An 11,025-nucleotide genomic window follows, 5' to 3' on the forward strand; every position below is an offset into this window, starting at 1 on the left:
AAAGTGTGCAGCTAGTGTAACAGGAATAAAATCATCCGCGAATAGCTGCATTTTTTAGATATTCTGTTACTCTGCGATTATAAAGCCAGCAACCATATTAATCTAATGAAAGCGACACATACCTTACAATTAAAAAAACTATTAATAAGCACTGTACTGCTAAGCGCATTAGCTGGTTGCGGACAAAGTGGCCCTCTTTATTTACCAGAGCAAGAAGTTGATCAAAATCAACCTCAAGAAACAGTTGAACCAGTAACTGCTTCAGAGCAAAACAACACGCAACAAAGTCAGGAGCAATAAATGGATTATTTTAACTACCAAAACAACCAATTATTTGCCGAAGACGTAAGTGTGGCCGCTATTGCTCAGCAATATGGTACGCCTTGTTATGTGTATTCGCGCGCGACCTTTGAACGTCATTATTTAGCCTTTGCTAATGCCACTAAAAACCATAAAAGCTTGGTTTGCTATGCCGTTAAAGCAAATTCTAACATTGCAGTATTAAATATTTTAGCGCGCCTTGGCTCAGGTTTCGATATTGTATCGAAGGGTGAACTTGCACGTGTAATAAAAGCCGGTGGCGACGCCTCTAAAGTCGTTTTTTCGGGCGTGGCTAAAACAGCAGACGAAATAGCTTATGCGCTAAAACTAGGCATTAAATGCTTTAATGTTGAGTCGGCCTCTGAGCTTGAGCGTATTTCTGAGGTTGCTTGCGAGTTAAATTTAGAAGCGCCTATTTCTATTCGTGTTAACCCTGATATAGACGCAAAAACGCATCCGTATATTTCTACCGGTTTAAAAGAAAATAAATTTGGCATTGATATTCAAACAGCTGTGAGTGTTTATCAACATGCAGCGTCTTTACCGGGTTTAAAAATTACCGGTGTTGACTGCCATATAGGTTCGCAACTAACAGAAGTAAGACCCTTTTTAGAAGCGTTAGATAAATTAATGGCGCTAATTGATGAGCTAAAAACATGCGGTATTGAGCTTACGCATTTAGATATTGGTGGTGGTTTAGGTGTGCCGTATAACAACGAGCAACCGCCACATCCAAGTGAATATGCAGCGCAAGTAACTGAGCGTTTAGCTAATTACAAACATCTTGAGCTTATTTTTGAGCCTGGCCGCGCTATTGCAGCCAATGCCGGCATTTTAGTAACCCAAGTTGAATTTATTAAGCAAAACCAAGATAAGTTTTTTGCCATTGTAGATGCGGGTATGAACGACATGCTGCGCCCTTCGCTTTATCAAGCATGGCAAAAAATTATTCCGATATCGGTGCGAAACGACGACACCCCAACACATAATTTCGATATTGTTGGCCCAGTATGTGAAACCGGTGACTTTTTAGGTAAAGACCGCGAACTTGCACTTAAGCAAGGCGATTTACTAGCTCAGCGTAGTGCAGGCGCATATGGCTTTACTATGAGCTCAAATTATAACTCTCGCCCACGTGTTGCAGAAATTATGGTAGATGGTCAGCAGCATCACCTTATTCGCCAACGCGAAACGATAGAAAGCCTTTATCAGGGTGAGAAAATTTTACCATAAACGTTTTTGTCTACTAGCTGCTCTGTGGCATGATTAGCACAGAGCAAAACCGAATTAGAGCGCTATGTTAGTTAATTTTTCCAAAATGCACGGCTTAGGTAACGACTTTGTTGTGATTGATAACATTACACAAAATGTTTTTTTGTCGCGAGACCAAATCAAAAAACTGGCAGATCGCCACTTTGGCATTGGCTTTGACCAATTGCTGATGGTTGAAGCACCATATTCACCTGATCTCGACTTTCATTATCGAATTTTTAATGCCGATGGTACCGAAGTAGAACAATGCGGTAACGGCGCACGCTGTTTTGCCCGCTTTGTACGCATGAAAGGCCTTACTAACAAGCACAAAATTAGTGTATCGACTAAGTCGGGCAACTTAACGCTCTACATAGAAAAAGACGGTCAAGTAACTGTTAACATGGGCCATCCTAATTTTGAGCCAAGTAAAATTCCGTTAAAAGCCAGCAAACGCGAGCTTACTTATATTATTAGAACGCAAGAACACACTGTATTTAGTGGCGCGGTATCTATGGGTAACCCACATTGCGTGCTAGAAGTTGACGACGTAACCACCGCGCAAGTTGATATATTGGGTCCATTACTTGAAAACCACGAACGCTTTCCGCAAAAAGCGAACATTGGCTTTATGCAGGTTGTATCGCAAGAACACATTAAGCTAAGAGTGTGGGAGCGTGGCGTTAACGAAACCCTAGCCTGTGGCACAGGTGCGTGTGCAGCAATGGTGATTGGTCATATGCAAAATAAATTATCAACAACCGTTCAAGTAGATTTGCCGGGCGGTACTTTGCAAGTGCGCTGGAGTGGTGAAGGTCACCCGGTACGCATGACTGGTCCCGCAGAGCATGTTTTCGACGGACAAGTAGCACTATGAGCGAGCTAAGTACAGAGCAGATTATTAATTACTTACAGCAACATCCTGACTTTTTAGTTCATCACCCCGAGCTACTCGCACAACTTGAGCTGCAACAGCAAGCTCAAGGTGCAACGTCACTAGTACATATTCAGCAACGTCAATTACGCGAGCACAACACGCTTTTAAAAAGCCAAATAGATGCTATGAGCAAGCATGCAACGCAAAACGAGCTCGTATATCGTTTGTTTAGCCAATGTCATCACCAGCTTTGGAATCATGACGATTTTGACACTCTTGCAAATAACCTACGCAATATAATCTGCTCAAGTGAAGATGTTAACGACTGCAAATTAGTAAAATACAATCCCGAGTACGACGAGCTTATTGCGCATCGCCTTACCCATTCTGGGCATTATTTAGGGCGAATTAATAAACAAGAGCGCGAACAATTATTTAGTGAAGATACACAATCCGTCGCTATTTATTTAATTGGCGACACCAAGCACCCTATCGCTATTTTGGCGTTTGGTAGCAATAACGTAAACCATTTTGAGCCCGCGCAAGATAACCTGTTTGTGCTCGACTTTATAAACGCATTACACCTGCGGTTACAAAAACTAGCATGAGTGACGATGCGCCTAATATTACCGCGCTAAGTGACCACTGGCGTACACCCATAACGCTATTTAGCGATTATTTAAAGTTTGAAAAACAATATTCAGCGCACACAGTTAATCAATACGTAAGCCAACTTGGCTTTGCAGCCCTTTATTTTAGCAAACTATGTGATGACTGGTTTGGCGTACAAGGCGAACATATTCGCCGCTACAGCATGGCACTGCGATCAAAACAATTAAGTGGCCGTACAATTAGCTTAAAGCTCAGTTGTATTCGCAGCTTATATAAGTTTTTAAAAGCAAAAAATATTGCCGAGCAATCGCATTACCATAATCCGGCAATAGGTATAAAAGGCCCTAAGTTTGCAAAGCCCCTACCTAAAAATCTCGATGTAGATCAAATGGCACGCTTGCTCGAAATACCCGACGACGAACCTCTCGCAATTAGAGATAAAGCAATGATGGAGTTAATGTATTCTTCAGGGCTGCGTATAAGCGAGTTAGTTGGCGCTAACATGCAAGATATTAGCGCTGCCAATGGTGAAATTTTAGTGCGTGGTAAAGGTAATAAAGAGCGATTAATTCCGGTGGGCAAAAAAGCGTTAGACGCATTAAAAAAATGGCTCACAATACGCCCTCAGTTTGCAAAGCCCGATGAAATAGCAGTATTTTTAAGTAGCCAAAAAAACCGTATTTCGATTCGCCAAGTGCGCCTACGCATGCAAGAGTGGGGAATAAAACAAGGCATTAGCTCGCAGGTTCATCCGCATAAGCTGCGCCACTCGTTTGCGTCACATATTTTAGAATCATCTGGTGATTTACGCGCCGTGCAAGAGTTACTAGGGCACAGCAGTTTGTCGGCTACACAAGTGTATACGCATTTAGATTTTCAACATTTAGCCAAGGTGTACGACAACACTCACCCTCGTGCAAAAAAACGAACTGATTAGGTAAATAAAAATGATCCGATTTAATCGTGCTATTAAGCCATTTTCTGTCATGAGCTTTGATTTAGACGACACTCTTTACAACAATCACCCCATTATAAAAGCAGCGGTTAAAGCGCAGCAAAATTATTTAAACGCGCTCCCGAGCTACTTAGCCCAAGGCCCAAAATACTGGCAACAATGCCGCAATGAGGCCGTATTAAAGTTACCTGAACTTGCTGATAACGTCACTAAATGGCGCCAACATACACTGCGCTTAGCCCTCTCTAAACTAGATTTGAACGAGCAAGAGGTAGAGCATCATGCCGATGCTGCCTACAACGCCTTTGCCGATGCGCGCAGTAAAATAGTGGTAACCGACGACGTACTAAAGCTGCTAGATAACTTAGCCCAGCACTTTACGCTGGTTGCTATAACTAATGGTAACGTTGAAATTGAACGCTTTAACTTACACGATAAATTTGAGCTTGTATTACAAGCCGGCATGCATGGTAAAGCAAAACCTCACAGCACCTTATTTGATAAAGCCGCCGAGCACTTAAACGTTGCTAAAAGTGAAATTTTACACATTGGCGATAGCCTTGATACAGACGTACAAGGCGCAAATAATGCCGGTTGCCAATCGGTATGGTTAAACGATCAAGGCGCCAATTATGCTTATAAAGGGCTGGCTGATATTGAAATAGCCAATATTCATGCCTTAACGCACCTTATTAAATAATACCAATTGCATCAAATAAGAGGTCACAATGAGCCACTATACCAAGCTAATTACCTTGCTATTAATTGGCTCACTTAGCCTTAACGCTTATTTATTGTGGCCGCAGCCCGCGCCAACCAAAGTACAAAAAACGCAAGGTGCTGAAAAAAGCATATCGCCTAAACAACAAAATACGCTATTAAATACGGCAAAGCAGCAGTTTAAAAAACACCAATTTGAAGCCGCACTTAGTAGCTATCAACAACTCAAAAACAGCAATCCAGAAATCGCAAAAAACCTTTATTCATCGTGGCTAGTGCAGCTTAAAATATGGCTAAATAGCAATTTATTACTCAGCGAATCATTTCTCAATGCGCTATTAAATAACAGCCCTTATAACGTAGAGTTACTTAATTTACAGGTTGAGTATTTAATAAATAGCGAGCAAACACAAAACGCCATTATTGCTTTATTTGAGCTTAATTCATTACTGCCTGCTGATCAGCAAAGTAATGCAAATACACTTTTAAATACGCTCACTCAAAACGAGTTACACACATTAACTGAGCAACAATATTGGCAAGCTATTATTGAGCAAACACAAATTTGGCTTGATTATAAAAGCGATAACGCGCAGTTTTTATATCCGCTTGCGTACGCCTACTATCAGCAAGGCGATTTAATTAGCGCACAAGCAACCCTTGATCGAATGCCAAACCAGCACAATCTAAAAAGCCAAGTGCAAACACTGCAAGCGATGATCAATAAAGCACAATCGCAAGACGACTTCGTTGCTTTAACGCCTTACGGCGCGCATTACTTAATAAACACCGAAATAAATAACAATCTATCGACCGAACTAATGATTGATACAGGCGCAAGCGTAACCTCACTACCCACAAGTATAATTGAGCAAATTTCGCCACAACCTTTGTATTTAGGTGATGTAACGGTAAACACAGCTAACGGTCAAATTGTTGTAAAGCGTTATCAAATTGAATCGTTTAAAGTGGGCTCGCAAATTATTTATGGTTTTGAAGTGTTGAGTATTGAAAACACCCGTGGGCAAGGTTTGCTAGGAATGAATTTTTTATCGCGATTTAAATTCAATATAAATCAGCAAACAGATGAGCTAGAGTTGAGCGCTAAATAATTAAAAACCCAAAGGTAACACATGACACTAAATAACTATTTAAAAGCACTTGCTGAAAACCCAAAAAGCATTCAATTTACCGATACAATGGCCGTGATAGAAGCAAATTACGACTTTACTGCATGTGGCTTTAATAACCATGGATTACTTAGCGCTGCGAGTGAGAACAATGGCTCGTGTAAAATTTTCGCGTTTGCTAAATTAAACGATTTAAGTAAACAAAATACGTTGGATTGTTTTGGTAAGTTTTACCGAGAAGACGTGCTGCAAAACCCTAAAGGGGATGATCATATGAACATTCGCACGTTTATGTTAGCACCAGAGGCAACACCTTTTTTAGGTATTACCTTTGAAGGCGAGCCACTAAAAGCAAAATAGTCAGCAAAAATTAAAGTGGTTTTTCCATAAAGTAACGCGTACCTGAGCGTGGGTAATTATTAAGTTGATACTTAACACTATAACCGCGCTTTTCATAAAAGGGTTTTGCTTGAAAATCAAGTGTATCAAGCTGAGCAGTTGTAGCACCTAGCTCAATAGCTGCTTGTTCAAGTGCCGTTAGCAGTTTATCTGCAAGCCCTTTACCTCGCGCACTATCGCTACACCAAAGCCAACTAATCATCAGCCAGTTTCCAAACACACACCCACTAATACCGGCAACAAGCTCGCCCTGCTCATCAGTAAATTTATAGCCTAAGGGCAGCCTTTGCGCATCAAAATGCTCGGCGTTAAATTCAACTATTTTACTACGTAGTATAGAGCTTAATGCGTCGGAGTGATCTGCTTGTAATTGGTACATATTGCGCTTCTTAAAAAGCGAATATTAGCAAACTCATACCATCAATACAGATTATTTTTACCATAAGGTACTTCAAGCATATTGCTGCTGGTTTTTTCTGGCTGACCGCACATTTCGTCGTAAGCGCTTGTTTGCCTTAACATCATCTGTGCGTACGCTATTTTTTCAAAACGTTTTTGTACATGCAGTGGGCTGAGTGCTCTTAAAAACTCACCGCTGTCTTCTGTTACATAATATTCAACGTTATTAATCATCACTGATACTTGATAAAGCGCCATATCTAACGAGTGAACAATAACTTTTTGTAGCGGTTCGTGCTTTTTTAACTGTGAAAATTTAATACCCATCTTGGCTACCTTTTTATATTTAACCTGAGTTCTGGTTATTTAACATTATCGATACGCAGCTTTGCTATAATCACGATCAAATTTTTATTAGCCGCTGGCGTCACACGTTATGAGCACAAAAATCCGACTCGCTAAATATATTGCCCATGCAGGTATTTGTTCTCGTAAACAGGCATCGCGTTTAATTGATGAAGGTGTAGTGACTGTAAATAATCGCCCAGCAAATCATATAGATCACGTTGATGAGCAAGACACAATAATAGTGAACGAAAAAGAAATTAAAGGTGCTGCCGATTTAGTTTATTTTGCGTACCACAAACCAGTAGGTATTGACTGTAAATTAAATATTGATGACCCTGCCAGCCTTATTCACCATTTGCCCACACTCACCCGTGTTTACCCTATTGGTCGATTAGATAAAGACTCTCGCGGTTTGCTTATTTTGACCAACGATGGGGATTTTTGTAATCAACTAATACATCCTGACTTCCACCAGCCTAAACATTATTTAGTCACCGTAAATAAGCCTTTAGACGATGGTTTTTGTAAAAAAATGGCAGCAGGCGTACCCGTTGATAAACACATAACCCTGCCTTGTGAGGTAAATAAAATAGCCAGCAATCAGTTTAGTATTGTTTTAAAACAAGGGCTAAACAGACAAATACGTAAAATGGCGCATTACTGCGGATACAAAGTAATTGACTTATTTAGAGTGCAATTTAGTGACCTCACCCTTTCAAAGCTAAACCTACCTGAAAACCAATATATACAAATTAATAAAACCGATATTTCAAAAATCTAATACCAAGTCACTTAACTACATCTCAAAAAGTTAAAAATAAACTTGCAAAAATAGATTACAGGCGTAGTCTTAAATTAAAGATTACACTTGTAGGCGATAAAATGATTGAATTATCAAAAGCAGAGTTTGACGTGCTCGACGCACTTTGGATTAACTACCCCGCCACCGCGAGCCAAATAATTGAGCGCTTAAGCGACGATAAGCAATGGCACGAAAAAACCATTAAAACCCTGCTAGGTCGACTAGTAAAAAAAGGCGCACTTACATTTGAAAAAGAAGGTCGCCAATATATTTATACTCCCTGTATGGAGCGCGCCGACTACACCCTAAAAGAAAGCCAAAACTTTATTGAGCGATTTTTTAGTGGGCGTATTGCGCCACTTGTGAGTGGCTTTGCTAAATCGGAGCAGCTTTCTCAGCAAGATATAAACGAGCTTAAAAAAGTTATAGATGACTGGGAAAAAAACCAAAAGTAAGGGATTAACATGGTTATTCAAACTGGTTTTAATTGGTTAATTGAGCAGCAATTACTATTAAGCATTTTGTTTTGTGGATTTATTTTACTCGAGCGATTTGCTTTAAAAGCCCTTGGCTCGCGGTTTGTATATAAATTAGCATGGCTATTACCTGCGGCATTGGTGATTGCTAATTTACCAAACGCAATTAAACCACTGCAAAATAGCAATATTAACCACTACTTAATCACCCCCAACCAATCTTTTACAAACGAGGTAGGTATTAGCTGGGCGCTCATGTATGTACTTATTACCGCAGGGTTATTAATAGCTAGTTTTATTACACATACCCGTTTTGTTAAAAGCCTGCAGTTAACTGAGTTAATCCAATTTGAAGGCACTCTTACCGCTGGTGTTAATGCTTATACCAGCCAACATGTAGCCACGCCAATGGTGGTCGGTATTTTAAACAGCAAGCTGGTGTTACCGAGTAACTACAATACCCAGTTTGATAAAGCCACATTAGCGCTTATTTTAGAGCACGAAAACGTACACATAAAACGCAAAGACAACCTAACAAACGCACTTATATTACTACCTACTATTTTACTTTGGTTTAACCCACTAGCTTGGTTTTGTTACGCAAGCATGCGCCGACTACAAGAGCTGACTTGTGATGAACGGGTACTTGCCAATAAAACCACACAACAACATATTTTATATAGCAAAGCCTTAATAAACTGCGCGGCAAATACGCCCACAGGGCTTATGGCTTATTCACACTACGGAGATAAAAAAACCATGTTACAACGACTAATTAATATAAAACACAGCGGGGAGCGTTCAAAGCTTGCTAAAGGTGGCTTATTACTTGTAGCTGCAAGCATGCTAAGCGGCTTAGCGATTGCAAAGCAACCAGAAGCAATGACTAAAGAGGATCACATTTCACCAACAATACGCATTGAACCTGCTTACCCAATACAAGCAGCTCAACAAGGGATCAGCGGCTCTGTTGTATTAAAATACGATATTGCAGCAAACGGTAAAACAAAAAACATTAGTGTTATTCAATCTAAACCTAAAGATATTTTTGATAAATCAGCGAAAGAGGCGCTAGCAAAATGGAAATATAAAGCATCTGATTCAGGTTTTGAAGATGTACTTGTACAACTAGATTTTGCGATTAATAGTGAAGTGGCGCCTACCGATTTAATTGAGCGAATTAAAGTATCGCATTAACGCCACGAGTTGTTCAAGACTACAAAGCAAGCGCCCTTTTAGGCTGCTTGCTTTGTGGTTTTAAAATATAAACCTACAAACTCACCACAATCATAGCAATGGCTGTACCCAAACCAATAAACCACACTAATGAACGAATTATATCTAGGTTCATATAGTAAAATACGCAATACAAAATACGTGACACAATATGCGTAACCGCTAGCGATTCGGTCACTGCACCTACAGAGTTAGTGCCCAGCACAACTGCAATAGCGACAGCAAAAACAGCAAGCGATTCAAAACAGTTTTGATGAGCAGCGAGCGCCCGTGCACCAAAGCCGGTTAATTTTGTTTGTTGCGCCCTTGGGTGTTTATTGTCGTATCGACCTAATTTTGCCATTGCTATAGCAACCGGCACTTTTGCAAAGTAAGGCATTAATACCGCAAGTAATGCACATACAACTAATGTTGTCATAATTTATCCTTTTGATGTTTCGGATAATTTAGCATAAGCGTAATAAAAAAGCCGCCAGATACGTTTTATGACAAACTCTGGCGGCTAACAATAACATCAGACCTACTATAGCTAAATTTATCCTCAAACCCATGCGACATAATGTCGCAGATGATGAATATTCAACATCATAGTTAATGCATCGCTTTACTTCACAAAGCTTGTTAACTTTACTGCCTTACATTTTAACGATGACGACCATGACCTGGATATTTTTCACTTTTTTAGCCGCCTTCATGCAAGCATGGCGTAATGCCCTGCAAAGTAAATTAAGTAACGATGTGAGTGTGGCTGGCGTAACACTCTCTCGCTTTATTATCGCAGGCCCTATTGCTGCGGTGTATTTATATGGTTTGTATCAATATCAAGATACAGCCATGCCTACGTTTAATAATGCCTTTTGGGGATTTATTGTAGGCGCAAGTGTGATGCAAATACTTGCCACTGGTTTAATGGTTAAGTTATTTAAAATGAATAATTACGCCGTAGGTGCTGGTCTTGCCAAAAGCGAGGCGTTAGTAGCAGCCATTTTAGGTGTATTATTTTTTGGCTCGGCACTTTCTTTGCTCGGTTGGCTTGGTGTGTTTTTTGGCGCTATTGCCGTATTGCTACTCAGTGGCATAACAAGCGTTAAACACTTTAATGCTAAAACAGCATTACTAGGACTGGCTTGTGGTACTTGCTTTGCACTTACATCGCTGTGGGTACGAGAAGCGAGCTTAAATTCAGGATTATTATTTCCTCACTCAGCAGCTTGGGTTTTGCTGTTTGTAATTAGCTCACAAACACTAATACTACTGGGCTATTTATTATTAAAAGAGCCGCAAACACTTAGTAAACTGTGGCAATACAAAGGTACTACAGCCGCAATTAGTGTTTTTAGTTGTGTCGGTTCTATTGGCTGGTTTAGTGCAATGAGGTAAAAGTAAAAGAAGGTGCTAAAGAGCGTCTACAGGCCTTTGAAGGTGTTGTAATCGCTAAGCGTAATCGTGGTCTTCACTCAGCATTCACAGTTCGTAAAATTTCGAACGGTGAAGGTGTT

At 40.2% G+C, this 11,025-nt stretch carries 14 protein-coding genes and 2 pseudogenes; 13 read left to right on the forward strand and 3 right to left on the reverse strand.

Going from position 1 to position 11,025, the window contains the following annotated elements:
* The first annotated feature begins 105 nt into the window (after nt 1–105).
* The 8 genes from H5072_RS03920 to H5072_RS03955 all read left to right on the forward strand — a co-directional run bounded on the left by H5072_RS03920 (nt 106) and on the right by H5072_RS03955 (nt 6,226).
* Entirely contained in the window at nt 106–300 is a 195-nt protein-coding gene (locus tag H5072_RS03920) for an LPS translocon maturation chaperone LptM (RefSeq protein ID WP_058547702.1), read from the forward strand.
* Nucleotides 301–1,554 (forward strand): diaminopimelate decarboxylase, encoded by a 1,254-nt coding sequence (lysA, locus tag H5072_RS03925; protein ID WP_182692767.1) that lies wholly within the window; start codon nt 301–303, stop codon nt 1,552–1,554.
* 64 nt (nt 1,555–1,618) lie between these two features.
* On the forward strand, nt 1,619–2,449 hold the full coding sequence (gene dapF / locus H5072_RS03930; protein ID WP_002960987.1) for a diaminopimelate epimerase: 831 nt from the start codon (nt 1,619–1,621) through the stop codon (nt 2,447–2,449).
* Nucleotides 2,446–3,057: a DUF484 family protein gene (locus H5072_RS03935; protein ID WP_182692768.1), complete on the forward strand. Its 612-nt coding sequence runs from the start codon at nt 2,446–2,448 to the stop codon at nt 3,055–3,057. The genes dapF and H5072_RS03935 overlap by 4 nt, the downstream gene beginning before the upstream one ends.
* Nucleotides 3,054–3,998: a tyrosine recombinase XerC gene (locus H5072_RS03940; RefSeq protein WP_024594613.1), complete on the forward strand. Its 945-nt coding sequence runs from the start codon at nt 3,054–3,056 to the stop codon at nt 3,996–3,998. The genes H5072_RS03935 and H5072_RS03940 overlap by 4 nt, the downstream gene beginning before the upstream one ends.
* A 10-nt stretch (nt 3,999–4,008) precedes the next feature.
* A complete protein-coding gene (locus tag H5072_RS03945) occupies nt 4,009–4,716 on the forward strand; it encodes an HAD-IA family hydrolase (protein ID WP_182692769.1) in 708 nt (235 codons plus the stop codon).
* Between the two features lie 28 nt (nt 4,717–4,744).
* Nucleotides 4,745–5,848, forward strand: coding sequence for a retroviral-like aspartic protease family protein (locus H5072_RS03950; protein ID WP_182692770.1), 1,104 nt, complete (start codon nt 4,745–4,747; stop codon nt 5,846–5,848).
* 21 nt (nt 5,849–5,869) lie between these two features.
* The gene (locus tag H5072_RS03955; RefSeq protein WP_002960998.1) at nt 5,870–6,226 is read left to right on the forward strand and encodes a HopJ type III effector protein; all 357 of its coding nucleotides are present in this window, start codon (nt 5,870–5,872) and stop codon (nt 6,224–6,226) included.
* A 10-nt stretch (nt 6,227–6,236) separates the two neighbouring features.
* Here H5072_RS03955 and H5072_RS03960 read toward each other — a convergent pair whose 3' ends face one another.
* Both H5072_RS03960 and H5072_RS03965 read right to left on the reverse strand, forming a co-directional pair.
* Nucleotides 6,237–6,644, reverse strand: coding sequence for a GNAT family N-acetyltransferase (locus H5072_RS03960; RefSeq protein ID WP_182692771.1), 408 nt, complete (start codon nt 6,642–6,644; stop codon nt 6,237–6,239).
* A 41-nt stretch (nt 6,645–6,685) separates the two neighbouring features.
* Nucleotides 6,686–6,991, reverse strand: coding sequence for a DUF6482 family protein (locus H5072_RS03965; RefSeq protein WP_182692772.1), 306 nt, complete (start codon nt 6,989–6,991; stop codon nt 6,686–6,688).
* Between the two features lie 109 nt (nt 6,992–7,100).
* Between H5072_RS03965 and H5072_RS03970 the strand changes: the two genes are divergently transcribed.
* From H5072_RS03970 to H5072_RS03980, 3 genes are all read left to right on the forward strand, one after another.
* Nucleotides 7,101–7,793, forward strand: coding sequence for a pseudouridine synthase (locus tag H5072_RS03970; protein ID WP_024594609.1), 693 nt, complete (start codon nt 7,101–7,103; stop codon nt 7,791–7,793).
* Nucleotides 7,794–7,894: 101 nt separating this feature from the next.
* A complete protein-coding gene (locus H5072_RS03975; RefSeq protein ID WP_007377323.1) occupies nt 7,895–8,269 on the forward strand; it encodes a BlaI/MecI/CopY family transcriptional regulator in 375 nt (124 codons plus the stop codon).
* 9 nt (nt 8,270–8,278) lie between these two features.
* Nucleotides 8,279–9,487 (forward strand): TonB family protein, encoded by a 1,209-nt coding sequence (locus H5072_RS03980; RefSeq protein WP_182692773.1) that lies wholly within the window; start codon nt 8,279–8,281, stop codon nt 9,485–9,487.
* A gap of 73 nt (nt 9,488–9,560) precedes the next feature.
* Here the strand turns inward: H5072_RS03980 and H5072_RS03985 are convergent, their stop codons facing one another.
* The gene (locus H5072_RS03985; protein WP_182692774.1) at nt 9,561–9,944 is read right to left on the reverse strand and encodes an MAPEG family protein; all 384 of its coding nucleotides are present in this window, start codon (nt 9,942–9,944) and stop codon (nt 9,561–9,563) included.
* Nucleotides 9,945–10,183: 239 nt separating this feature from the next.
* Here H5072_RS03985 and H5072_RS03990 point away from each other — a divergent pair.
* Nucleotides 10,184–10,900, forward strand: a pseudogene (locus H5072_RS03990) (EamA family transporter); the annotation flags it as partial.
* A pseudogene (locus tag H5072_RS03995) lies at nt 10,900–11,025 on the forward strand (50S ribosomal protein L19); the annotation flags it as partial. The pseudogenes H5072_RS03990 and H5072_RS03995, both read left to right, overlap by 1 nt.

The organism is Pseudoalteromonas sp. SR45-5 (genome assembly GCF_014163565.1).
Classification (GTDB): domain Bacteria; phylum Pseudomonadota; class Gammaproteobacteria; order Enterobacterales; family Alteromonadaceae; genus Pseudoalteromonas; species Pseudoalteromonas distincta.